This is a genomic window from Dermacoccus abyssi (genome assembly GCF_003515945.1).
Lineage (GTDB): Bacteria > Actinomycetota > Actinomycetes > Actinomycetales > Dermatophilaceae > Dermacoccus > Dermacoccus abyssi.
In genome coordinates this window covers 52,358-76,226 of the sequence record NZ_QWLM01000014.1, presented here as the reverse complement: position 1 = coordinate 76,226, position 23,869 = coordinate 52,358, and the positions used below count along the sequence as shown (strand labels likewise).

The window sequence follows — 23,869 nt, the reverse complement described above, 5'->3', positions numbered from 1 at the left end:
TCCTGGCCCGAGGGCTCGCCTGGGTTCTTCTCGTCGGTCATGGTCATGATTCTTACCGTTCCTCTCGGTACGGCTTACACAGACCATCTGACACGCCCCATTCGAGCGCCCTTCACGGCGACGAACGTGAAGGATGACGCGTCCCGAACGCGTCAACCGTCCCGCGGAATCGAGCCACTCGTCGTCACGATGTTGCTCGTACACCAGCTGCGTCACGCCGCCACGGGCGCCCATGTTCAACGTCACCCCAGCAGTCTTCGCCCACCGCGAGATCGCCATAGAGCTGACACCCATCATCCGAGCGACCTGCCGCGCCGAGTGACCCAGCATCAATAACCGCAGCGCTTCACCGCGCACTTCCCACGAGGCCTTAGCTGGCAACATCCGATCCTTCCCCGAATGTTGCACTCACCACCTGAAGACGCCACGGTGCACCGTCACCAACCGCAACGAACGTCACCGGCTAGGCGTGCCCCGGCAGGGCGAACGAGTCGTCGCCCACGAGGTCGACGAGCCCGTCGGCTACGAGCGAGTCGAGGCAGCGCTCACGCTGCACCTCGTCGTCCCAGACCTGACGCAGGTCGTCGTGCGGCACCGCGCCGTCACGCTCGCGCAGGACGGCGAGCAGTTTGCCGCGAACCATGCGATCCGTTCCGGCCCAGGCCTGTCCGCGTCGTGCGGGGCCGTCGTACGCCGGAGCGCCGGCCTGCTGCCACGCGCACAGGTCGAGGACCGGGCACTCGCCGCAGGCAGGCGCCTTCGCGGTGCACACGACCGCACCGAACTCCATCGACGAGGCGTTCCACAACACGTGGTCCTCATGCGGGAGCAGTTGGGCGGCCAACGCCCGCTCGGCGGCGCTGAGGCTGGGGCGCGGGAACTGAACACCCGTGACGGCGCGCGCTTCGACGCGTCGGATGTTCGTGTCGATGACGGGGATGCGCTCCCCGAACGCGAACGCCGCCACCGCGGCTGCCGTGTACTCGCCGACCCCCGGAAGTGCGAGAAGCTCGTCGGACGTGGACGGCACGTCGCCGTCATGTCGCTCGACCATCGCAACGGCCGCCGCGTGCAGACGCAGCGCCCGGCGCGGGTAGCCGAGGCGACCCCAGTGACGGACGGCGTCGCCGGCCGGTGCGGCCGCGAGGTCCGCGGGCGTGGGCCAGCGATCCATCCACTCCTGCCACAGCGGCGCGACGCGGGCGACGGGGGTCTGCTGGCTCATCACTTCGGAGAGGAAGATGCCCCAGGGCGTCGTGCCGGGCTCACGCCACGGCAGCGGGCGCGAGTGGGCGAGGAACCAGTCGTTCAGCCGGACGACGAGGTCGGTGCTCACGCGCTCAGACGTAGCGTTCGAGGATGCTGCTCTCGGCGAGGCGGGAGAGCCCCTCGCGCACAGCGCGTGCGCGGGATTCGCCGACGCCGTCGACCTGAAGCAGGTCGTCGAACTCGGCACCGAGCAGAGCCTGCAGGCTGCCGAAGTTGTCGACGAGGCGCTCGATGATGGCGCCCGGCAGGCGCGGCACCTTCGACAGCAGGCGGTATCCGCGAGGCGTGACGAGCGCGTCGAGGGAGTCGCCGACCACGGCGAAACCGACGGCGCGGGCGTTGGCGGAGATGTCGATGAGGTCCGCGGAGCTGAGGGCGGCGAGGTTGGCGTCGGCCTGCTCGAACGTGAACCCGTCACGGGCCGAGGCGAGGTAGTCGCGGATGACGAGCTCACGGTCGTCACCGAGGGAGCCGACGAGTTCCTGCAGCTGCAGGTCGATGAGGCGGCCGTCGGTACCGAGTTCGACGACGTACTCGGAGATCTCGTCGTTGATCCGGCGCACCATCTCGAGGCGCTGGAGCACCTGGGCGACGTCGCGCACGGTCACGAGGTCTTCGATCTCGAGAGCGGAGAGCGAGCCGGTGACCTCGTCGAGACGCTTCTTGTACCGCTCGAGCGTCTGCAGGGCCTGACCGGCGCGCGACAGGATGGCGGGGGAACCCTCGACAACGTGACGCAGGTTGCCGACGTAGACGGCGATGATCTGCATCGACTGGCTCACGGAGATGACGGGGTAGCCGGTCTGCTTCGCGACGCGCTCGGCGGTGCGGTGACGCGTGCCGGATTCGCGGGTCTCGATCGAGCTGTCCGGCACGAACTGGATGGCGGCGCCAATGATGCGTTCGAGACCCGACGAGACGACGATGCCGCCGTCCATCTTGGCCAGCTCGCGAAGTCGCGTGGCCGAGAACTCGATGTCGATGGGGAACCCCCCCGTGGAGATCGAGTCGACCACGTCGTCGTGCCCGACGACGATGAGTGCGCCCGTGCGGCCACGCAGGATGCGCTCCAGGGCGTCACGCAACTCCGTGCCGGGGGCGATGGCCGCGAGGGTCTCCCACAGGAGCGTCTCGTCGGAACGCTCAGCCACGCTCTTCTCCTTCACACCGGGCGGTGAATCACCATGTTGAACATAACGTGCCGAGGCAGTTCGGACACACGTCGTGACACCTTCGTGACGTGCGTCCGAGGCCGCGTTCACCGGACGGTCAGGACGTCCACAGACCGTAGGACTCGCCGAGGTTGCGGATCTTCTGGGCGCGGGCCAGACGCGGGGCGTAGCTGCCGTCACGCGAACCGCCGCCGTGCTCGTGCTCGTCGAGCAGTTCGGCGGCCCACTTGATTTCGGTGTCGCTCGGGGCGAGGCCTTGGTTGATCGTGTCGGTCTGCTCGGCGCGCAGCGTCAGCTTGCCGGTCATACCCATGCTCTGCGTGACCTTGCAAGCCTCGAGGAGTGCGTCGTCGGAGTCGGTCAGCGTGGGGCCGTCGATCGGGCCGGGCAGCTGGCCGACGCGGGAGGCCACGACGAGTTTGGCGCGCGCGTAGGCCAGGGCCATCGGGTCGTCGCTCGCGCCGGTGTCACGACGAAAGTCGCCGACGCCGAAGGCGAGGCGGAACGTGCCCGGGGCCGAGGCGATGGCCGTGGCGCTCTCGACGCCGAGGGCCGATTCGATGAGCGCGAGCACCGGGGTGCCGGCGGCCAGGCGCATGGCCGTGAGCGTGACGTGCTCCGGCTTCTCCGTCTTGGCGAGCATGACGCCGCGCAGTCCGGGTACACCGTGGAGCGCCTCGAGGTCGTCGGCCCAGTACTCGGTGTTGATGTCGTTGATGCGCACCCAGCCGGTCATGCCGTCGCGCAGGGCGTTGACCACCGCGTCACGGGCGGAGGACTTGTGCTCGGCCGGCACCGCGTCCTCGATGTCGAAGATGACCGAGTCGGCCTCGGATGCCAGAGCGGTGTCGAACAGCTCGGGCTTCATGGCGCTGGCGAGCAGCCAGCTACGGGAAAGGGTGGCCGGGAGGGCGGCCGCGCGGGCATTGCGTCCGGAAAACACGTCTTGTTTCGTTCCTCAGTCGTCGTCGGTTTCGTCGGCGCGGCCGGAAAGGCGCGCTCGACGTACATCACCCTAAGGGTCGGCGGGGCGTACTCCGCAGTACGAATGGGCGGCGGTGGACACGTTCGCGTGTCGGAAGAGTCAGCCGGGGGAGGGCGCCGCGTCGGCATCGGCCGACGGATGGGATGCGGAGGAGGCCGTGCCGACAGCGCGCATGGCCGAGCCGAGGTCGGCGCATTCTGCGATGCGCATGCCGGCCGGCGGCTTCTCGGTGCCGAGCGAGCCGGCAGGGATGATCGCCTTGTCGAAGCCGATGCGTGCGGCCTCGCCGAGTCGACGCGCGACACCGCTGACAGCCCGGATGTCGCCGGAGAGCCCCACTTCTCCAACGGCGATGAGGCCACCGGGTAGCGGCTTCTCCTGCGCCGAGCTGAGCAGCGAGAGCGCGACGGCGAGGTCGGCCGCGGGCTCCGTCAACCGCGCGCCGCCGACGGTGGAGACGTAGCAGTCAGCCCGGCTGACAGGCGCGCCCGCGCGGCGCTCGAGAACGGCGAGGATCATCGCAGTGCGCGAAGAATCGACGCCCGACGTCGTGCGTCGCGGCGACCCGCCGGCCGACGGTGCGACAAGGGCCTGCACTTCGGTGACGAGCGGCCGACGGCCCTCGAGCGTCACGGTGACGCACGTGCCCGCGACGGGTTTGTCGCGGGCCGTGAGGAACAGCGAGCTCGGGTCGGCAAGACCTTCGATGCCGCCGTCGGACAGGTCGAAGCAGCCCACCTCGTCAGTGGGGCCGTAGCGGTTCTTCACGGCGCGCACGAGACGCAGCCGCGAGTGGCGTTCGCCCTCGAAGGTGATGACGACGTCGACGAGGTGTTCGAGCAGACGCGGGCCGGCGATGGAGCCGTCCTTCGTCACGTGCCCGACGAGCACCGTGGAGATGCCGCGCGCCTTGGCCACCTGGATGACGGCGGCGGCCACCTCGCGTACCTGCGAGACGTTGCCCGCGCTGCCCTCGATCTCGGCGCTCGCGATGGTCTGGACCGAGTCGATGACGAGCAGGGTGGGGGAGACGGAGTCGATGTGGGCGAGCACGGTGGCGAGGTCGGTTTCGCTCGCGAGGTAGAGCGTGTCGGCCACGGCGTCGGTGCGGTCGGCGCGCAGACGCACCTGAGCAGCGGATTCCTCGCCGCTGACGTAGAGCACCTTCGCGCCCGTACGCGCGGTGCGGGCGGCGACGTCGAGCAGCAGCGTGGACTTGCCGATGCCGGGCTCACCTGCGACGAGCATGACGGCCCCCGGTACGAGGCCGCCGCCGAGGACGCGGTCGAACTCGCCGACGCCTGTTGTCGTGACGGCGGCACGCGTGGCGTCGACGTCACCGATCGGCTTGGCCGGGTTCATCACCTTCGCGGCCGGCTGCGTGCGCACGGCGACGGCGCCCGTCTCCTCGACGGTTCCCCACGCCTGGCACTCGCCGCAGCGGCCGACCCACTTCACGGTCTGCCAGCCGCACTCGGTGCACCGGTACGTCGGTCGCTTCGAAGCCTTGCTTGCCATGGCTCAAACCCTAGAGGCCGGCACTGACAACCCCGTCGTGACGAGGTGGTGCCGGTGGTCGACCGACCGGGCGAGCGACGAGCACGATGTCTTGATCTCGTGCACCAACTCCGGACGTCGGTCGGGGTGGCCGCCACACGCGTCGTCGCGGACAAACCCCCAACCTTGGGAGTTTCGCGACCAACGCTCACCCCTTCGGCCGAAAAACTCCCAACGTCGGGCGTTCCACAGCCCAGCGGCGACGCCTGCGCGGAGCCTCAGCGCCCCTCGGCCTCCAGCGTCGCGGGGTGGACGTAGAGCGGCAGCAGGTCGCGACCCGCCGGTGTCACGGCCAAGGCCCGGGCGGCGGCGAGGTGTGCCTCGCAGTACTCGGCGAGGACGTCGTAGGCCTGCTGGCCCATGAGTTCGACGAGTTCGGGCTTCTGCGAGACGTAGACGGGGTCGGCGCCGATGTGCGCCTCGGAGTTTCCCGAGCAGTACCAGTCGAGATCGTGACCGCCCGAGCCCCAACCGCGCCGGTCGTACTCGGCGATCGTCGTCTCGAGGTACTCCTCGCCGTCGGGCAGCGTCACGCGCCGGTACGAACGGCGGATCGGCAGTTGCCAGCACACCTCGGGCTTCAGCGTCCACGGCTCGACGCCGGTCGCCCACGCCTTCTGGTGCAGCGCGCACCCGAGCCCGGGGGCGCCGTTGTCGACGTCGTCGTCCCCGCCGTCCACGGCCTGGCCGAAACCGGGCCGGTTGAGGAACACGCAGGCGCCCTCGACGACGCGTGTCTTGCGGTCACCTTCGTCGTCGGTCTCCACCCACCCGGCGTCCGAGACGATCTCGTCGTAGAACTGGACGTCGTCCGGCGTCAGCGTCGCGACGACCTCAGCCACGTGCTTCTCGTCCTCGTCACCCGTGAAGTGGGCGCCCAACACGCAGCACCCGAAGTCGGGCTTCGACGCGTCGATGCCCGCGCAGCCGGAACCGAACGTGCACGTCCAACTCGACGTCAGCCACGTGAGGTCGCACCGGAAGCGTTCGACCGTGTCGGGCTCGCTCGCCGGATCGTCGAACTCCACCCACGTGCGCGGGATCTCGAGGTCACATTCAGTCACTGCACGATCTTAGGTGGCGTGTTCGTCGCCTCTTCCGAGCAGAGGCGGAGCGGGCTGTCAGGGGCGGGCTCTACTGTGGTGACGAGCCGGCCCGCCCGGCCCCAGACGCCCGGCGAGTTCGAACCCCGAAGCGAGGAAGGCATGCCGATGCCACGACGAGTGCGTGCGGGTGTCACCGCAGGCGTCCTCGCGGCGAGCCTCTTCGTGTCGGGTTGTGACGCCGTCCGTCACGTCCTGGATCAACAGGCGGAGCGGTCGCCGTCGCCCTCCACCACCCAGCCCGTCACCGACCCGGCGCAACGCGTGCGTCAGAGCGATCTCGAGACCAAGGTCGGCGCGGGCATGAACGCACGCACGTCGGGCGGCGCGATGATCGTCGCCTCCAACGGCACCCGGATACCGAACGGAATCGTCGAGGCCAGCGCCAAGGCCGCGGCGTCGGTACGCGCCCTCGACCCGCAGGCCTCGAAGAATGCCCTGCTTGTCCTCGTGCCGCGCGACGACGCCGAGTTCAAGGAGTACACCGGCCAGGAGGCAGCCTCTCAGCTGGCCAACACGGTCACCGGTGGCGGTCGTCTTCCGTACGTCGTCATGAGCGGCTGGACGACGAAGAATCCTGACACCCTCACCACGCGCGAGACTCTCGCGCACGAGGCGTTCCACGCGCTCACGCTCGAGAAGCTGGCCACCGAGCGTCCGCTCTGGCTGCTCGAAGGGTGGGCCGAGTACGTCGGGCAGCGCACCGTGCCCCAGGCGCCGCACAAGCGCGACGACATCTCGCCCCACGTGCCGAGCGACGAGGAATTGCGCGGAGCGAACGCCGCGGACGCCTACTACACGGCCTTCACGTTCGCCCGGTACCTGCGCAACACCCACGGACACGACAAGGTGATGGCCTTCTACTCCGAGGCCGTGCGCACGAAGGAACCGCTGGAGGCCTTGCTGAACAAGCACTTCGGTAAGGGCCTCACGGCGCTGGAGTCCGGATACGTGGCCTGGTATCCGACGTTCCGCTGAGACCGATACCCTGCCAACCATGCGCCTCGGAGTGATCGACGTGGGATCGAACACGGTCCACCTCCTCGTGGTCGACGCCCATCCCGGGGCTCAGCCACTTCCTGCCACGTCCCACAAGCGTCTGTTGCGCCTGTCCGAGCACGTGACGGCCGACGGGCTCATCGACGACGAGGGCATTCGTGACCTCACGCAGTTCGTCGGTGAATGCGTCCAGATCGCAGAGGACCTCGGCATCTCCGAGCTCATGTCGTTCGTCACCTCCGCCATCCGCGAGGCACCGAACGGCCAGGCCGTTCTCGACCACGTGCGCGACGTCACCGGGCAGAGCCTGCGCGTCCTCACCGGCGAGGACGAAGCCCGCGTCACCTTCCTCGCCACCCGCCGCTGGTTCGGGTGGTCGAGCGGACGCCTGTTCGGCATCGACATCGGCGGCGGTTCGCTCGAACTCGCCACCGGCATCGACGAGACGCCCGACACCGCCATCAGCCTTCCGCTGGGTGCCGGCCGCCTCACGCGCACTCTCGACGGCGACCCGCCGTCGGCCCAGGACCTGCGTGCCGTGCGTGCCCAGGTGCGCACTCAGATCGCGTCGTCGGCTCGCACCCTGACGCGCTGGGGCACGCCCGATCGGTACGTCGGTACGAGCAAGACGATCCGATCGCTCGCCCGCATGTGTGGGGCGGCGCCCTCGAGCGACGGCCCGTTCGTGCACCGCAGCCTCGAACGCGCGACGCTCGCCGACCTCGTTCCGCGCCTCGCGAGCATGACCGCCGAGGAGCGCACCTCGCTACCGGGCGTCTCGCCCGAGCGCTCGGCCCAGGTTCTTGCCGGCGCCGTCGTCATCGAGGCCACGATGGACATCTTCGGCGTCGAGCGCCTCGACGTTTGCCCGTGGGCCCTGCGCGAGGGCCTCATCCTGCGCCGCCTCGACGCCCTGGAGTGATGACGGTGCCCGCACCCATCCGCGTCGGCCTGTCGACGGCGTCGTGCTACCCGCTCGGCACCTCGGCGGCCTTCCGTATCGCCGCCGAGCTCGGTTACGACGGCGTCGAGGTCATGGTGTGGAACGAGGCGGCGAGTCAGGACCCCGAGTTCCTGCGGGATCTCGTCGAGCGCTGGGGTGTGCCCGTATTGTCGGTCCACGCGCCGACGCTCCTGCTCACCCAGCGCGTCATGGGCAACGAGCCGTGGGGCAAGGTCGACCGCTCCGTGGCGCTCGCGCGTGACGTCGGTGCGTCCACCGTCGTCCTGCACCCACCGTTCCGGTGGCAGAAGGAGTACGCGACGGGCTTCGTCGAAGGTGTGGCGCAACGCGAACGCGAGCACCCGCAGATCCGCCTCGCCGTCGAGAACATGTTCCCGTGGCGGGCCCGGGGCCGCGAGGTTCAGGCCTACCTGCCGCACTGGGATCTGCGGCGCAACCACTACTCCCACACCACTCTCGACCTCTCGCACACGGCCACGTCCGGTAGCGATGCCCTGGCGCTCGCCGACGAGCTCGGTGACCGCCTCACGCACATCCACCTCGCCGACGGCTTGGGCTCGTACAAGGACGAACACCTCGTGCCCGGCCGAGGTAACCAGCCGTGCGCCGAACTGCTCCAGCACCTGTCCCGAACGGGCTTCAGCGGGGACGTCGTCGTCGAGGTCGGCACCCGGCGCCTTTCGGACGAGGACAGGCTCATCGATCTCGCCGAGGCCCTCGCCTTCGCCCGCCTCCACCTCGCCATCGGAGCGGGGGAGGCGTCCGCACCCTGAGGGCGCCGTGCCCCGTACACGCCGCCGAGTAGGCTTGAGCGAAATCGCGCTACGGAGACGACACCTTTGCCATGGACCCTCGTTCACTGACACCTCGCCTTCCCGTCGCGACCTCGCGTGTGCTGGCGCTGACGTCGCGTGGGCCGATCGCGCGTGCGGCCTCGAAGGTGCTCGTTGCGGGGGAGAGCGTCGACGATGCCATCCGCGTCACCGGTGAGGTCGTCGTCGGTGGGCAGCGCGTCTCGTGGATGCCGTTGCTCACCCACGCCGCGAGCCCGGACGACATCATCACCGCACGCCAGGAGACGATCGGCGCCCTCAACTGGCTCGCCGCCGCGGGCACCGAGGCGCCCGACCTGACACTCGACGTCGCGACCTTCGGTGTGCTCGCGCCCGATGTCACGCCCGGCATCCTGCTCAACGCGCTGCGCGAGGTCGGTCAGGCGGCGCGCAACGCCGGCGTCAGCCTGACGCTCACCATCCCCGATGCCGCGCTCATCGAGGCCGTCCACGTCCTCGGTCACGAGCTGCGTCAGGACTTCCCGGAGGTCGGTATCGTCCTGCCGACGCGTCTTCGCCGCCTACCCACGGAGGTCTCCGACTTGGCGCATGAGGGGCAGCGGGTGCGCCTCGCCACCGGTCGCCTCGACGCCGCGATCGGCCTCACCTCGGCGCGCGAGAGCGGCGCGGCCTTCGTCGACATCACGAAGCAACTGCTGGCCGGCGGCGCGCAGGTCAGCTTCGACACCGACGACGCGCTGCTGCTCGACATCGTGGGCTCGTTGGTGCAACGGTACGGAGCGGAAGGCGCCGAGGTCATCGCGCCCTTGGGTACCCAGAGTGCGCGTCAGCGCGAGATCGACACGCTCGCCACCCGCCTGCTCGTGCCCTACGGCCCCCGGTGGGTCGAGTACGTCGCGAACCTCGTGGCCGCGCGCCCCTCGCTGGCGCTGAGCCTGCCGAACCCCATTCGACGAAAGGGCTGATCCTCATGACCATCGCATTCATCGGTACGGGCAACATGAACGAGGCCGTCATGGCCGGGGCCCTCGCGGGCGGTTACGACGCCGCCGACGTCGTCGCCACCGCGCGCCGTGACGAGCGCATCAGCGCGCTCAAGGAGAAGTACGGCGTCGAGGCGACGAACTCCAACCCCGAAGCCGTGGCGGACGCCGACACCGTCGTGCTCGGCGTGAAGCCGTACCAGCTCGACGACATCCTCACCGAGATCGGCGAGCACCTCACGAAGGACGCCGTCGTCGTCTCCCTGGCCGTCGGCCGCACCCTCGAGTCGATGGAGGCCAAGCTGCCCGACGGCGTCGCCGTCGTGCGCGTCATGCCGAACACCCCTTCGATGGTCGGCAAGGGCATGCACGCCGTCACGCCGAACGAGGCGTGCACCGACGAGCAGTTGGCCCGTACGAAGTCGCTCCTCGCGTCCTCGGGCGACGTCGTGACGGTGGCCGAGAAGGATCACGACGCCGTCACCGCCGTCTCCGGAAGCGGCCCGGCCTACCTCTTCTACATCGCCGACGCCATGATCGAGGCGGGTGTGCTCCTCGGCCTCCAGCGTGACGTCGCTCACCGTCTGGCCGTCCAGACCATCGTCGGAGCGGGTGCGATGCTCGCCGAATCCGGTGACTCCCCGGTGCAGCTGCGCGAGAAGGTCTCGAGCCCCGGCGGCACGACGATCATGGCCCTCGCAGAGCTGGATCGCCGGGCCGTACGCGCCGCGATGGTGGCCGCCATGCAGGCCTCGCACGACCGCTCGGCATCGATGAACTGACGCCGCGTCGCCTTCAGCCGATTCCCAGTTGTCGCCCGGCGAACTGTATGCCCGCGATGTGATGCGGAAGGCGCTTCAAGAGGCCAAGCGACGTTCAAACGTGATTCGATATGGCCATGACTGCGTTGACTGTACGTACCCTCGGTGAAGACGACTGGGAGACCTATCGCGACGTTCGCCTCAGCGCCCTGAACGAATCCCCGGAGGCGTTCGCGGCTACGGCATCGGGTGAGAAGCAGATCGAAGAGGACGAGTGGCGCGCACGTATGCGCCGCTCGCGTCGTCTTCTCGCCGAGAACGAGGCCGGCGACGGCGTGGGCATCGTTTCGCTGCGCACCCACAGCAACGACGAGGTCGACCAGCCCTACGGAGAGCTCTTCGGCCTGTGGGTGGCTCCTTCGCAGCGCGGCACCGGTGTGGCCGTCAACCTCCTCGAGGCGCTCCTCGAGCAGGCTCGCAAGGACAACCTCGGAGCCGTTCTGTACTGGGTCGGCACCGACAACGCCCGCGGTGTGGCCTTCGCGTCCGGTCACGGTTTCCGCCCCACCGACTACCGCCGTCCGATGAACCCGGCGTCGCCCGACACCGAGTCCACCGAAGAGATCGCCTTCGTCTACCCGATCACCACGGACTCTGAGCACGTTCCGAGCGCCGTCATCGACTCGCGTCACTGACCGACATGGACGACACGGCCCTCGTCATCTGGGACCCCGCGCTCGTGGGGTACGACTTCGGTGAGGGTCACCCCATGAACCCTCTGCGTCTCGCCCTCACGGCGAAGCTCGCGGAGGGTCTTGGCGTTCTTGAGCACGTTCGCATCGAAGCGCCGTCGCTGCCCGACGGGTCGGACGCCTTCCTCGAGACCGTTCACTCGCGTGAGTACCTCGACGCGGTGCGTGCGGCGTCGCAGAACCCGGCGTCGGCCGATGAGAACTTCGGTATCGGCACCGAGGACGACCCGGCGTTCGCGGGCATGCACGACGTGTCCGCGCTGATCGCCGCCGGCACGCTGCAAGCCGTGCAGGCCGTCCATTCAGGCGAGGCGCGCCACGCGGTCAACTTCACCGGGGGCCTGCACCACGCCATGCCCGACAAGGCGAGCGGTTTCTGCATCTACAACGACGCTGCGGTCGGCATCCAGTGGCTGCTCGACCAGGGCGTCGAGCGGGTCGCCTACGTCGACATCGACGTTCACCACGGTGACGGCGTCGAGAAGGTCTTCTGGAACGACCCGCGGGTGCTCACGATCTCGATCCACGAGTCGGGCACCGTTCTCTTCCCGGGCACCGGCTTCGCCCGCGACATCGGCGGCCCCGACGCCGAAGGCAGCGCCGTCAACATCTCCCTGCCGCCCGGTACCGGCGACTCCGACTGGCTGCGCGCCCTGCACGCCGTCGTCCACCCCGTCGTCACGGCGTTCAAACCGCAGTTCATGGTCACGCAGCACGGCTGCGACTCGCACTACTCCGATCCCCTCGCGCACATGGTGCTCACCGTCGATGCGCAGAAGATGGCGCACCGCTCGCTGCACGAACTCGCGCACGACGTGTGTGACGGACGCTGGGTCGCCCTCGGTGGCGGCGGCTACGAACTCGTCGACGTCGTGCCGCGCTCCTGGACGCACCTCACGGCCATCGCCGCCGACCGACCCATCTCTCTCGAAACCGAGACGCCCGACGAGTGGCGCGCCCACGTCGAGGAGATCACCGGCCGCACCGCGCCCAGCCGCATGGGCGACGGCGTCGCCGAGAAGGACGACGTCTGGTTCCAGTCCTGGGCTTCCGGAATGCACCCCGAATCGACCGTCGACCAAGCCGTCATGGCCACCCGCGAAGCCGTGTTCCCGCTCCACGGGCTGGACGTCTGGTTCGACTAGCCGCGTAGCGGCTCCCTTGATCCGATGTTGAGCGGGGGAGTGGGCACCGGTCCCGCGAATCTGAGGCAACATCGCGGGTAGTGAGCGGTGATCCGCTGCGAAAGCCGCAGCCCTCTTCGGTGACGTAACCACGCTGGAAGCGGACGCCCCGCAGCCCTGTCGCACCGAACTCGGCGACCGAGCCTGCGAGGTCGCCGAGTCGGAAGACGGGGCAAGGGAGCATGGCGATTTCGCGCGACAAATCGCCTGACGATAGGATGGTGCAGATATTCCCGTGGCCGGGCGTCCTCGTGGCGCCGCTGGTATTCATCGGCGAATGTCGGCCCGGGCATCGCCAAGGACACAAGGTAAGGAACGGTTCACTCATGGGCTCCGTCATCAAGAAGCGCCGCAAGCGCATGGCCAAGAAGAAGCACCGCAAGCTGCTTCGCAAGACGCGTCACCAGCGTCGCAACAAGAAGTGACCTGATCACTTCGAGCACTCGGGCCCCTCACGCACTCGTGGCGTGCAGGGGCCCTTGCGTATCGTCGAGGCGATAGGAATGCCCCGCGCCTCGCCCGAACAGCGTGTGCCGTGGACGTCGGCGGCACGTGGACGAGCGGTGACCAGGAGGTATCTGTGAGAAGAATTACATTGATCGGCAAGCCCGGATGCCACCTCTGCGACGACGCCCGCGCCGTCATCGAGCGCGTGGCTCGTGAGGAGGGCGTCGAGTGGGAGGAGCTCAACATGCTCGACGATCCCGAGCTGGTTGCCCGCTATGCCGAGCAAATCCCCGTCACACTGGTCGACGGACGCCAGCACGACTACTGGCGCGTCGATGAGAACCGGCTCCGCAAGGCACTGTCCGCGCCGCCGAGGGGCGCATAGGGACAAAGGTCCCTTGTCCAGTTCGGTGCCACGTTTGGGGCGCCATTCCGCCCTAAAGGGGGTCCGGTCGACTTTGTGAACGGTTGCACTAAGTCCTAAGCTCGGGGGGTCCTGCAGAGCCTTCTGCAGACGTTTGGTATACGCGCCGACAGGCGCAGACGCCGACGAAAGGTAGCGCCGCCGTGAGCACCGAGCAGGCCGCAGCGCGCCGGGATATCCCGGACGCGACTGTGAACCGCCTACCGGTGTACCTCCGGGTGCTGCGCGAGGTGGCCACCGACGGCCACACCACCATCTCCTCCGAGACGCTCGCCGAGCAGTCCGGAGTCTCCTCCGCGAAACTGCGCAAGGACCTTTCCGCGCTCGGCTCCTACGGCGTGCGCGGCGTCGGGTACGACGTGGCCACCCTCGCCGGTCACATCACCGGAGCCCTCGGCCTCGAGCGGCAGTGGGCCGTCGCCATCGTCGGTATGGGAAACCTCGGCCGCGCGCTCGCCACGTACGGCGGCATCGGCGTCAAGGGTTTCGAGATCAAGTGGCTCATCGACGACGACCCGCGCGTCGTCGGTTCCGTCGTGGGCGGCCAGAAGGTCGTCCACTTCGACGCGCTCGTACCGCAGGTGGACGAAGGCGTCATCGGCGTCATCGCGACGCCGGCGCCGTCCGCTCAGCAGGTCGCCGACCGCCTCATCGCCGCGGGGGTACGCAGCATCCTCAACTTCGCGCCGGCGGTGCTCACCGTGCCCTCCGACGTGCAGGTGCGCGGCGTCGACATGGCAACCGAACTTCAGATCCTCGCGTTTCGTGAACAGAACGCGCGAGGGCCACAGGGGGATCGCGAGATGAAGGAGCTCATGGTTTGAGCGTCATTGTTCTGGGGCTTTCCCACCGCTCGGCCCCGCTCGCCGTGCTCGAGAAGGCCTCCCTCAACGCCGAGGGCCAGGCCGATCTGCTCGAGCGCCTCGGCAAGGGCGAGAACCTCACCGAGCCCGTCGTGCTGTCGACGTGCAACCGCGTCGAGGTCTACGCCGACGCCACGACGTTCCACGGTGCCGTCACCGAACTCGGCGACGCCCTCGCCGACGTCACCGGAATGCCGATGGCCGACCTGCGCGACTACCTCTACGTCCACTTCGACGAGCGTGCCGTCGCGCACCTGTTCAACGTCGCGGCCGGCCTCGACTCGCTCGCCGTCGGAGAGAGCCAGATCCTCGGCCAGATGCGCGACAGCCTGCGCGAAGGTCAGGAATCGGGCCGTATCGGCCCCGTCATGAGCCGCCTGGTGCAGCAGGCGCTGCGCGTCGGCAAGCGCGTGCACTCCGAGACCGGCATCGACTCGGTCAGCCGCTCGCTCGTCGAGCGGGCACTCGAACTGTCGGGCAACATGCTCGGTGACCTCACGCGGGTGCGCGCCGTCGTCGTCGGTGCCGGCGCGATGAGTTCGCTCGCCACGCACACGCTCGTGCGCCACGGCCTCGGCTCCGTCACCGTCGTCAACCGCACGTACGACGCGGCTCGTCGTCTTGCGGACGCCGCTGGGTGCGACGCGCGCCCCATCGAGGAGCTCGACGCGGCCCTCGCCTCCGCCGACCTCGTCGTGTCGTGTACGGGCGCCGTCGGTCACGTCATCGACGCGACGATGGCCGCCCGCGCCAACCCTGACGGCCGCCCTCAGGTTTACATCGACCTCGCCCTGCCGCGTGACATCGCCGACGAGGTCGCGGCCGTTCGCGGCGTGGCCGTGCTCGGCTTCGAGGATCTCGGCCCGCAGGTCGAGGGCCAGCCCGGCGCAGAGGCCGAGATCAAGGCGGTCCAGGACCTCGTGACGAGCGAGGTGGCCGACTTCGTCGTCGCCCGTCGCGCCGAGCGCGTCGCCCCCACGGTGGCAGCGCTGCGCGCGAACGCCGCGGAGATCGTCAGCGCCGAGCTGAACCGCCTCGAGACCCGCGTACCCGACCTCGACGAGACCACCCGCGCCCAGGTGCAGCTCACGGTGCACCGCGTCGTGGAGAAGCTGCTCCACACGCCCACCGTGCGCATCAAGGAGCTTGCCGGCCAGGGCGGAAACGTCGGCGAAAGCGACTACGCGGCAGTTCTTTCCACGCTTTTCGACCTCGATCCGGCGCAGACGCGCGTCGTGTCCGTTCCCCCGGAGCTGCCATGAGTGCCCCCCTCCACGAGCGCCCGATCCGACTCGGAACGCGGCGTAGCCACCTCGCGGTGACCCAGTCGACCCACGTCGCGGACGCCCTGCGCGCTCGCGGCCACGAGGTCGAGCTCGTCGAGGTCACGACCGAGGGCGACATCAACCTGGCCCCTCTGGCCCAGATGGGTGGCACGGGCGTCTTCGCCGCCGCACTGCGTCAGGCACTGCTCTCGGGCGAGATCGACATGGCCGTGCACTCCCTCAAGGATCTGCCCGTCGCACCCGAGCCCGGCCTCGTCGTCGCCGGTATCCCGACGCGTGAAGACCCGCGTGACATCCTCGTCGCCCGCGACGGCCTGACGCTCGGTGAACTGCCGGCGGGCGCCGTGGTCGGAACCGGCTCTCCGCGACGTGCTGCCCAGCTGCAGGCCCTCGGCCTCGGGCTGGAAATCCGCGACATCCGCGGCAACATCGACACCCGCATGGGCTTCGTGACCAAGGGTGAGATGGACGCCGTCATCCTCGCCCGCGCCGGCCTGGCCCGCGTGGGCCGCACCGACGAGGCGAGCGAGACCATCGACCCGCTGCAGATGTTGCCGGCCCCCGGCCAGGGCGCCCTCGCGCTCGAGTGCCGCGAGGACGACGACCTCACGCGTGCCGTGCTCGCCGAGCTCGACGACGCCGACACCCGCGCCGCCGTCACGGCCGAGCGAGCCGTGCTCGATGCCCTGGAGGCCGGCTGTGCCGCACCAGTCGGCGCCCTCGCCGAGATCGTCGAGGAGCCCGACGGCACCCTCGAGATCTCGCTGCGCGCCTTCGTCGGCGCCACGGACGGCTCCCTCGAGCTGCGCCGCAGCGAAGTCGGCCCCTACGACGATCCGCAGGGCATCGGCGAACGTCTCGCCCGCACCCTGCTCGACGACGGCGCGGCCGCCGTCATCCCCCCACGCGAACCGCGGCAGCAGACGCCGCGCGTCGAAACCACCACCGAATCGGAGCGATCCAAGTGAGCACCGCAGCCAAGCAGGCCGAGTCGGCCACCCGAGTCGCGTTCGTCGGCGCCGGGCCCGGCGATCCCGGCCTGCTCACGATGCGCGCGGCGCAGCTTCTCGCCGAGGCGGACGTCGTCGTCCTCGATCAGCTGTGCCGTGAGCAGTTCGTCGCCTCCCTCGTGAGCGACGGTGTGGAGTTCGTCGACGGCGGCTACGGCGAGGCCGGCACCGAACTGACCAACGCCAGCCGCGCGAAGCTTCTCGTCAAGGCCGCCAAGGCTGCGACGGAGGGCCACGACGACGGGCGCGCCCTCGTCGTGCGCCTCATGGACGGCGACCCGGCCACCTTCCACGGCCTGGCCGAGGAGGCCGGCGCCTGCGCGAAGGCCGGCATCGAGTTCGAGATCGTGCCGGGCGTCTCGGCCGTCTCCGCGGTTCCCGCCTACGCGGGTGTGCCGCTCACCGACAGCAAGGCCCGCAACATCCACGTCGTCACCGCCGGCGACCCGAAGGTCGACTGGGCGCGTTCGATCGACGCCTGCACCACCGTCGTCGTCCTCGGCCAGGCCGACCTGCTGCGCGACTCGCTCGTCGAGCTGCGCGCTGCCGGCCGCCGTGGCAACACGCCGGTCGCGCTGACGCAGAACGGCACGACGATCGCCCAGGAGACGACGACGCTGACGCTCGACGAGGTGCCCGCGGCACTGCGTCGCGCCGAGTTCGACGGGCCCGTCATGGCCATCGTCGGCTCGACCGTGGGTCACCGCACCGCCCTGTCGTGGTGGGAGAACAAGCCGCTGTTCGGCTGGAAGGTGCTCGTGCCGCGCACCAAGGAGCAGTCGGGTTCCATGACGCGCCGCCTCACCGAGTACGGCGCGAGCAGCGCCATCGTGCCGACGATCAGCGTCGAGCCGCCGCGTACGCCGGCGCAGATGGAGAAGGCCGTCAAGGGTCTCGTCACCGGCCGCTACGAGTGGGTCGGCTTCACGTCGGTCAACGCCGTGCGCGCCGTGCGTGAGAAGTTCGCCGAGTTCGGTCTCGACGTGCGTGCCTTCGCGGGCCTCAAGATCGCTGCCGTCGGTGGCGTGACGGCGGACGCTCTGCGCGAGTGGGGCATCGAGCCCGACCTCATGCCGAGCGGCGAGCAGTCGGCCAAGGGCCTGCTCGAGGTGTGGCCCGACTACGACGAGCAGCTCGACCCGATCAACCGCGTCTTCCTGCCGCGCGCCGACATCGCGACGGAGACCCTCGTCGCCGGCCTCGAGGAGATGGGCTGGGAGGTCGACGACGTCACCGCCTACCGCACGGTGCGCGCTGCGCCGCCGGCGCCCGAGGTGCGTGAGGCGATCAAGTCCGGCGAGTTCGACGCCGTCTGCTTCACGTCGAGTTCGACGGTGCGCAACCTCGTCGGCATCGCCGGCAAGCCGCACGCATCCACCGTCGTCGCGTGCATCGGCCCGGCCACCGCGAAGACGGCGGAGGAGCACGGTCTGCGTGTCGACGTCCTCGCGACCGAGGCCTCTGCGGCTGCGCTCGTCGATGCGCTCGCCGCTCACGGTCAGTGCCTCGCCGCCGCTGCGGCGGAAGCGGGGGAGAAGGTGCGTCGTCCCAGCGAGCGTCGCGGGGCGGCCCGTCGAAAGGTGAAGGCCTGATGAGCACGTACGACCTACCGCACCGTCCGCGCCGCCTGCGCACGTCACCGGTCATGCGCAACATGGTGGCCGAGACGTGCGTGGCGCCGCCCGACCTCATCCTGCCGGTGTTCGTGCGCGAGAACGCGACCGAGAACACGCCCATCAGTTCGATGCCGGGCGTCGTGCAGCACACGCTCGACTCGCTCGTCGACGTCTCGAAGCAGGCGCGCGACGCGGGCGTTGCGGGCGTCATGCTCTTCGGTGTTCCGGAGACGAAGGACGCCCAGGGTTCGGGTTCGATCGACCCCGACGGCATCCTCAACGTCGGCTTGCGCGCCGTGCGTGACGCCGTGGGCGACGATCTGCTCGTCATGGGCGACCTGTGCCTCGACGAGTTCACCGACCACGGTCACTGCGGCGTGCTCGACGCGCAGGGTCGTGTCGACAACGACGCGACGCTCGATATCTACGCGCAGATGGCCGCCGCGCAGGCTCAGGCGGGCGCTCACGTGCTCGGCCCGAGCGGCATGATGGACGGCCAGATCGGCGTCATCCGTGCGGCGCTCGACCTTTCCGGCCACGACGACGTCGCCGTCATGGCGTACTCGGCGAAGTACGCGTCGGCGGCTTACGGTCCGTTCCGCGAGGCCGTGCAGAGCTCGCTCCAGGGCGACCGCGCGACGTACCAGCAGGACCCGCGCAACCGCACGGAGTCGCTGCGCGAGGCGATGCTCGACGAGGAGCAGGGCGCCGACATGCTCATGGTGAAGCCTGCTCTGCCGTACCTCGACGTGCTCTCCGACGTCGCCCAGGCCGCCACGGTGCCTGTCGCGGCGTACCAGGTCTCCGGCGAGATGGCGATGATCGAGGCGGCCGCCGCGAACGGCTGGATCGACCGCGAACGCATGATCCGCGAGACCCTCACCAGCATCAAGCGCGCCGGCGCGTCGATCGTCCTGACGTACTACGCGCTGGAGTTTGCCCGCGGCCTCTGACGCGCGGCGTTAGACGTAGGACGGGCTGATTTCTTCCCTTCTTGTGCGCAAGGGGTTCGATTGCGCACAAGAACCGAAGAAACCTTCCCGAGTAGTGGTGGGCGCTGTCTTTCGTGCGGGATGCTCCCCTCGTTCCTGTGGATAACTTTCGAGCCGGATCCGCTCCGCGCGTCAGGCTGAGGGCATGGTCACCTCGAACCGACGCCACGAGAGTGTGCTTTCCAGGCGAGCTGCTGCCGTCGCCACGCTGGACGGATGCTTGTTCACCGCCGCCGAGGCTCGTGCCGCCGGGCTGACGATCAACGATCTGCGCAGTGACGCTGTCGTCGCGCTCCGACGCAATGTCTACGTCACCGCCACGACACCGATCACCCTCGGGCTGCGGTGTGGAGCGGCGCTGCGCGTCACCAAGTCCGACGCCCGCGTCGCCCACGTCACCGCCGCGCGGCTGTGGGGCCTTCCCGTCCCGGAGACGGACCGACTCCATCTCAGCTACGAGCGAAGGCCGAACAAGACGCTCGTCGGCACGATCGCTCATCGGCATCCAGCAGGAAGCCTGGCGAGATCGGTGTTCGTCGCCGGTGTAGGTCGTTTGCCGGTTTCCGACCCGACGGGCGTCGTCACCGAATGCGCCGACTCGCTGGGGCTCGTTGATCTCGTCGTCCTCGCAGATGCGGTGCTCAGCCGTCACGATGTCGATGCCAGGCGAACCATTGATGTGTGGAAGCACGGTGCGGGCCCGCATTCGGCAGTGCTGCGTGAGGTCGCCCGCCGCGCGCGGGAAGGCGCTGAGTCGCCACCGGAGAGCCGGACGCGCCTCCTTCTCGTTCTCGCGGGTTTGCCCGAGCCTGTTGTGCAACACGAGGCTTTCGTGGCCGGGCGGCGACGACGATTCGATCTCGCCTACCCCGAGCTCAAGATCGCCGTGGAGTACGACGGCTCCTACCACTACGCGAGTGAGGCACAGAAGAAGCAGGCTGACATCGTGCGCGAGGATGAGCTTCGCTGCGCAGGATGGATCGTCATCCGGGTGGTTTCGGTCGGGATCTTCCGGGATCCGGCATCGACATTGGCTCGAGTGGCGGACGCGCTGACTCAGCGGGGTGTGAAAGTCGCACCCAACACCGCATGACGGCAGCACTTCGTCCAGCTCGCGCCGGTGGCGTGACACGAGTGGGGGTGTTTTCTTCCCTTCTTGCGCCTCAGGAGACCCCTTGCGCACAAGAAGGGAAGAAAACGCCCCTTGTGGTTGCTAGGCGCGGACGGCGACGCGCAGGTTCGGCTCCTCCCGCGCAGGCTCGGGGGAGAGGTCCCGGGCCGCTTCGAGGGCCCGGCGCAGGTCGGCGATGACGTCGTCCGGGTTCTCGAGACCGATCGACAGGCGCAGGACGTCCTCGCCGGGCTTCGCCTCGGACGCGACCGGTCGGTGGGTCAGTGCCGCCGGGTGCTGGATGAGCGTGTCCACGCCGCCCAGAGACACCGCATTGACGACGAGGCGCACGTGCTCCGCCACGGCGGCAGCGGCGTCGAAGCCGCCCTTGACCGCGAACGCCATCATCGCGCCCGGGCCTGCCATCTGGTTCGACGACCGTTTCTCGGCCCCGCGTGGAGCCCTGACGCCGTCGATCGTCGGCTCGTCGAGCTACTTCTCAAGGACGGCCGAATGTCGAACGCCGAACTCGCGCGTCGGGTCGGCGTGCCGGAGTCGACGTGCAGCGGCCGGCTGCGCGTGTTGCGCGAGCGCGGCGTCATCGCGGGCGTCCATGCCGACGTCGATCTCGGCTCGCTCGACGTGCCCCTCGAGGCCATGATCGCGCTGCGTTTCACGGGCCACACGCGAGACGACATCGACGGTTTCCGTGCCGCCGTCGCCGATGTGCCCGGCGTCCTCGCGGCCTTCCACGTGACGGGGAGAACGACTTCCTCGTCCATGTGTGCGCCCAGACGGCGGACGCCCTGCGCGACATCGTGCTCGACCACCTCGCGGTGCTGCCCGGCGTCGTGCACGCCGAGACGAGCCTCATCTACGAACGCGTTCGCGGTTCCGGCCCTCTCGGTTGAGGCGCGACGGTACGCGATGAAGGGCGAGCGACGAAGAGCGATTCACGAAGAGGCCGCGGTACCCGAACGAGTACCGCGGCCTCTTCGTGAAGGCTGGTGTGATCAGGCCTTGACGAACTCGAGGTCGAGGTTGATCTTGATCTTGTCGGAGACGAGCGCGTTGCCGCCGGGGGCTGCGGCGTCGAAGCTGAGGCCGAAGTCCTTGCGGTTGATCTCGCCCTGGGCCTCGAAGCCGGCGCGGGTGCCGCCCCACGGGTCGTCGGAGATGCCGTTGAACTCGTAGTCGAACGTGACGGGCTTCGTCACGTCCTTGATCGTCAGGTCGCCCGTGATGGTGTCGTCGCCGATGTTCGTGGCCTTGAACGTCATCGTCGGGTACTGCTCGACGTCGAAGAAGTCAGCGCTCTTGAGGTGAGCGTCGCGGTCGGCGTTGCGGGTCTGGACCGATGCCGTCTGCACGGTGAACTCGAGCGTCGAGTTCTTGCGGTCCTCGGCGACCTCCGCGTTGACGCTGACGTCCGTGAAGCGACCCTTCACCTTGGTGACGGCGAGGTGGCGCGCGACGAAGCCGATCTCCGTGTGGTCGGCGTCGATGTTCCAGGTGCCGGGAGCGATGTCGTTGAGGGAAACCATGGTTGTGGTCCTTCCGTTGCGATGTGTGGTCGGTGCTGAAAAGACGATACACGCAGATAGTTGAACATTCAACTACACTGAAGAAACGTGGATGGAAACAAGATGTCCACACGAAAGCGTTGACACTGAACGAAGTGCGAATCAACCCTCCGGTCGGATACCGGACGGTAGGGGCGCGCAATGGTGGCGAAGCACGAAACGGACGGTGGAGGATGACGAAAGAGACGCGCTGGCTCGATGAGGACGAGCAGACGGCATGGCGTCACTACCTGCGGGCATCGCGCGCGCTGAGCCTCGCGCTCGATCGCGAACTCCTCGACCACGGCATGTCGCTGGCCGAGTACGAGATCCTCTCGATGCTGTCCGAGGCCGAGGGGCGGCGTCTGCGGATGGGGGCGCTCGCCGACCTCGTCGTCCAGTCCCGCAGCCGCATCACGCACACCGCCACGCGCCTGCAGCGACGCGGGTGGGTGACGCGGGAGTCGTGTTCCAGCGATTCGCGTGGGGTCGAACTCGTCCTCACCGACGGCGGCTACGACGCCCTCCTGCTCGCAGCCCCCGTTCACGTCGCGAGCGTGCGTCGATACTTCGTCGACACCATGGATGGCGACCAACTGAGCATCGTCGGTGACGGCATGCGCCGCGTGCACGAGGAAGTCGGTGGCGAGCGGGGCTGAGGCCCGCCAAGGGCGTTGTCAGGGGGCGGTGGGAGAATGGACAACATGAGTGGAAGCACCTCGAAGTCCGCAGAACTCCTGGCCCACGCGCGCACGGTGACGCCCGGTGGTGTGAACTCGCCAGTGCGCGCCTTCCGCGCCGTCGGTGGCACGCCGCGGTTCATCCGCGAGGCGAAGGGGCCGTGGCTCACGGACGTCGACGGCAACCGCTACGTCGACCTCATCTGCTCGTGGGGGCCGATGATTCTCGGCCACGCCCACCCCGACGTCATGGCCGCCGTTCAGGACGCCGCCTCGCGCGGTTTCAGCTTTGGCACCCCGAGCGAGAACGAGGTCGCCCTCGCCACCGAGATCGTGCGCCGCGTCGAGCCCGTCGAGCAGGTGCGTCTTGTCTCGTCCGGTACCGAGGCCACGATGTCGGCCATCCGCCTCGCGCGCGGCGCCACGGGCCGGAGCAAGATCGTGAAGTTCGCGGGCTGCTACCACGGTCACGTCGACGCGCTGCTCGCCGCGGCCGGCTCCGGCGTCGCCACCTTCGCCCTGCCCGACACGGCCGGTGTGCCGAAGTCGAGCGCCGGCGAGACCATCGTCCTGCCGTACAACGACGTCTCCGCGCTCGAGGCCGCCTTCGCCGAGCACGGTGACGAGATCGCCGCCGTGATCACCGAGGCATCGCCCGGCAACATGGGCGTCGTGCCGCCCGCAGCCGGTTTCACGAAGGCGCTGCGCGACATCACGACCAAGCACGGCGCCCTGCTCGTCTCCGACGAGGTGATGACGGGCTTCCGCTGCTCCGCCGCCGGCTGGTTCGGCCACGAGGGCCAGCAGGGTGAGAGCGCCCCCGACCTGTTCACCTTCGGCAAGGTCATGGGCGGTGGCTTCCCCGCGGCCGCCTTCGGTGGCCGCGCCGACCTCATGGGCATGCTGGCGCCCGACGGTCCCGTCTACCAGGCGGGCACGCTGGCGGGTAACCCCGTGGCCACGGCCGCCGGCCTCGCCACGCTGCAAGGCTGCACCGACGAGGTCTACGCCCACCTCGACTCCACGGCGCACGCCATCGCCGACGCCGCCTCCGCCGAACTGACGAAGGCCGGGGTGCCGCACACCGTGCAGTGGGCGAGCTCGATGTTCTCGATCTTCTTCCGTGACGGAGCGGTCACGAACTACGACGACGCAAAGGGCCAGGACACCGAGGCCTTCTCGCGCTTCTTCAACGCGATGCTCGACCAGGGCGTCCACCTGCCGCCTTCGGCCTACGAGTCGTGGTTCGTCTCCGCGTCGCACGACGACGAGGCTGTCGCGCATGTGATCGACGCCCTGCCCGCCGCCGCGCGAGCCTCGGCCGCTTCCACAGACTCGGCTGCGACACTCTGACC

At 69.1% G+C, this 23,869-nt stretch carries 26 protein-coding genes; 18 read left to right on the top strand and 8 right to left on the bottom strand.

The features are described 5' to 3' along the window. From D1832_RS16250 to D1832_RS11790, 6 genes are all read right to left on the bottom strand, one after another. Positions 1 to 384, bottom strand: a 384-nt coding sequence (locus D1832_RS16250; protein WP_147362690.1) for a helix-turn-helix domain-containing protein, incomplete at its 3' end; no start/stop codon positions are given. A gap of 79 nt (positions 385 to 463) precedes the next feature. After that, positions 464 to 1,336: an HhH-GPD family protein gene (locus tag D1832_RS11810; RefSeq protein ID WP_240730164.1), complete on the bottom strand. Its 873-nt coding sequence runs from the start codon at positions 1,334 to 1,336 to the stop codon at positions 464 to 466. 4 nt (positions 1,337 to 1,340) lie between these two features. Next, entirely contained in the window at positions 1,341 to 2,420 is a 1,080-nt protein-coding gene (gene disA / locus D1832_RS11805) for a DNA integrity scanning diadenylate cyclase DisA (protein WP_047312449.1), read from the bottom strand. 118 nt (positions 2,421 to 2,538) lie between these two features. Then, on the bottom strand, positions 2,539 to 3,384 hold the full coding sequence (locus D1832_RS11800; protein ID WP_118914235.1) for an HpcH/HpaI aldolase/citrate lyase family protein: 846 nt from the start codon (positions 3,382 to 3,384) through the stop codon (positions 2,539 to 2,541). Positions 3,385 to 3,525: 141 nt separating this feature from the next. Beyond that, a complete protein-coding gene (radA, locus tag D1832_RS11795) occupies positions 3,526 to 4,944 on the bottom strand; it encodes a DNA repair protein RadA (RefSeq protein ID WP_118914233.1) in 1,419 nt (472 codons plus the stop codon). Positions 4,945 to 5,201: 257 nt separating this feature from the next. Beyond that, positions 5,202 to 6,047 carry a DUF3109 family protein gene (locus D1832_RS11790; protein WP_118914231.1) on the bottom strand — a complete coding sequence of 282 codons (846 nt, stop codon included), beginning with the start codon at positions 6,045 to 6,047 and terminating at the stop codon, positions 5,202 to 5,204. A 141-nt stretch (positions 6,048 to 6,188) separates the two neighbouring features. Between D1832_RS11790 and D1832_RS11785 the strand changes: the two genes are divergently transcribed. From D1832_RS11785 to D1832_RS11715, 15 genes are all read left to right on the top strand, one after another. Beyond that, the gene (locus tag D1832_RS11785) at positions 6,189 to 7,064 is read left to right on the top strand and encodes a hypothetical protein (RefSeq protein WP_147362689.1); all 876 of its coding nucleotides are present in this window, start codon (positions 6,189 to 6,191) and stop codon (positions 7,062 to 7,064) included. Positions 7,065 to 7,083: 19 nt separating this feature from the next. Continuing rightward, positions 7,084 to 8,007 (top strand): Ppx/GppA family phosphatase, encoded by a 924-nt coding sequence (locus D1832_RS11780; RefSeq protein WP_118914228.1) that lies wholly within the window; start codon positions 7,084 to 7,086, stop codon positions 8,005 to 8,007. Continuing rightward, positions 8,007 to 8,822 carry a sugar phosphate isomerase/epimerase family protein gene (locus D1832_RS11775; protein ID WP_182434773.1) on the top strand — a complete coding sequence of 272 codons (816 nt, stop codon included), beginning with the start codon at positions 8,007 to 8,009 and terminating at the stop codon, positions 8,820 to 8,822. Before D1832_RS11780 ends, D1832_RS11775 begins: the two co-directional genes overlap by 1 nt. 71 nt (positions 8,823 to 8,893) lie before the next feature. Next, positions 8,894 to 9,808, top strand: a complete 915-nt coding sequence (locus tag D1832_RS11770) for a hypothetical protein (RefSeq protein WP_118914227.1) — start codon at positions 8,894 to 8,896, stop codon at positions 9,806 to 9,808. A gap of 5 nt (positions 9,809 to 9,813) precedes the next feature. Then, positions 9,814 to 10,608, top strand: coding sequence for a pyrroline-5-carboxylate reductase (gene proC, locus D1832_RS11765; RefSeq protein WP_118914225.1), 795 nt, complete (start codon positions 9,814 to 9,816; stop codon positions 10,606 to 10,608). Positions 10,609 to 10,724: 116 nt separating this feature from the next. After that, positions 10,725 to 11,282 (top strand): GNAT family N-acetyltransferase, encoded by a 558-nt coding sequence (locus D1832_RS11760; RefSeq protein ID WP_118914224.1) that lies wholly within the window; start codon positions 10,725 to 10,727, stop codon positions 11,280 to 11,282. 5 nt (positions 11,283 to 11,287) lie between these two features. Next, positions 11,288 to 12,484, top strand: a complete 1,197-nt coding sequence (locus D1832_RS11755) for an acetoin utilization protein AcuC (RefSeq protein WP_118914222.1) — start codon at positions 11,288 to 11,290, stop codon at positions 12,482 to 12,484. Between the two features lie 365 nt (positions 12,485 to 12,849). Next, positions 12,850 to 12,948 (top strand): 30S ribosomal protein bS22, encoded by a 99-nt coding sequence (locus tag D1832_RS11750; RefSeq protein ID WP_003792170.1) that lies wholly within the window; start codon positions 12,850 to 12,852, stop codon positions 12,946 to 12,948. A 170-nt stretch (positions 12,949 to 13,118) separates the two neighbouring features. Beyond that, positions 13,119 to 13,355 carry a glutaredoxin family protein gene (locus D1832_RS11745; protein ID WP_225911263.1) on the top strand — a complete coding sequence of 79 codons (237 nt, stop codon included), beginning with the start codon at positions 13,119 to 13,121 and terminating at the stop codon, positions 13,353 to 13,355. A 182-nt stretch (positions 13,356 to 13,537) separates the two neighbouring features. Next, positions 13,538 to 14,218: a redox-sensing transcriptional repressor Rex gene (locus tag D1832_RS11740; protein ID WP_047312437.1), complete on the top strand. Its 681-nt coding sequence runs from the start codon at positions 13,538 to 13,540 to the stop codon at positions 14,216 to 14,218. After that, a complete protein-coding gene (locus D1832_RS11735; RefSeq protein WP_047312436.1) occupies positions 14,215 to 15,519 on the top strand; it encodes a glutamyl-tRNA reductase in 1,305 nt (434 codons plus the stop codon). Before D1832_RS11740 ends, D1832_RS11735 begins: the two co-directional genes overlap by 4 nt. Next, positions 15,516 to 16,511, top strand: a complete 996-nt coding sequence (hemC, locus tag D1832_RS11730; RefSeq protein WP_118914219.1) for a hydroxymethylbilane synthase — start codon at positions 15,516 to 15,518, stop codon at positions 16,509 to 16,511. The genes D1832_RS11735 and hemC overlap by 4 nt, the downstream gene beginning before the upstream one ends. Before the next feature lie 80 nt (positions 16,512 to 16,591). Next, positions 16,592 to 18,145: a bifunctional uroporphyrinogen-III C-methyltransferase/uroporphyrinogen-III synthase gene (locus D1832_RS11725; protein ID WP_241510997.1), complete on the top strand. Its 1,554-nt coding sequence runs from the start codon at positions 16,592 to 16,594 to the stop codon at positions 18,143 to 18,145. Continuing rightward, complete coding sequence (hemB, locus tag D1832_RS11720) at positions 18,145 to 19,122, top strand: porphobilinogen synthase (protein ID WP_118914216.1); 978 nt, start codon at positions 18,145 to 18,147, stop codon at positions 19,120 to 19,122. Before D1832_RS11725 ends, hemB begins: the two co-directional genes overlap by 1 nt. A gap of 184 nt (positions 19,123 to 19,306) precedes the next feature. Next, on the top strand, positions 19,307 to 20,254 hold the full coding sequence (locus D1832_RS11715) for an endonuclease domain-containing protein (RefSeq protein WP_118914215.1): 948 nt from the start codon (positions 19,307 to 19,309) through the stop codon (positions 20,252 to 20,254). Between the two features lie 120 nt (positions 20,255 to 20,374). Here D1832_RS11715 and D1832_RS11710 read toward each other — a convergent pair whose 3' ends face one another. Further along, entirely contained in the window at positions 20,375 to 20,698 is a 324-nt protein-coding gene (locus D1832_RS11710; protein WP_118914213.1) for a PLP-dependent transferase, read from the bottom strand. Positions 20,699 to 21,054: 356 nt separating this feature from the next. Between D1832_RS11710 and D1832_RS16010 the strand changes: the two genes are divergently transcribed. Further along, entirely contained in the window at positions 21,055 to 21,183 is a 129-nt protein-coding gene (locus tag D1832_RS16010) for a hypothetical protein (protein WP_274541970.1), read from the top strand. Between the two features lie 102 nt (positions 21,184 to 21,285). Here D1832_RS16010 and D1832_RS11700 read toward each other — a convergent pair whose 3' ends face one another. Next, complete coding sequence (locus D1832_RS11700; RefSeq protein WP_118914211.1) at positions 21,286 to 21,816, bottom strand: YceI family protein; 531 nt, start codon at positions 21,814 to 21,816, stop codon at positions 21,286 to 21,288. 212 nt (positions 21,817 to 22,028) lie between these two features. Between D1832_RS11700 and D1832_RS11695 the strand changes: the two genes are divergently transcribed. Together D1832_RS11695 and hemL are read left to right on the top strand one after the other, a co-directional pair. Next, a complete protein-coding gene (locus tag D1832_RS11695) occupies positions 22,029 to 22,493 on the top strand; it encodes a MarR family winged helix-turn-helix transcriptional regulator (RefSeq protein WP_047312429.1) in 465 nt (154 codons plus the stop codon). Positions 22,494 to 22,538: 45 nt separating this feature from the next. Continuing rightward, entirely contained in the window at positions 22,539 to 23,867 is a 1,329-nt protein-coding gene (gene hemL, locus D1832_RS11690; protein ID WP_118914257.1) for a glutamate-1-semialdehyde 2,1-aminomutase, read from the top strand. Positions 23,868 to 23,869 lie beyond the last annotated feature (2 nt).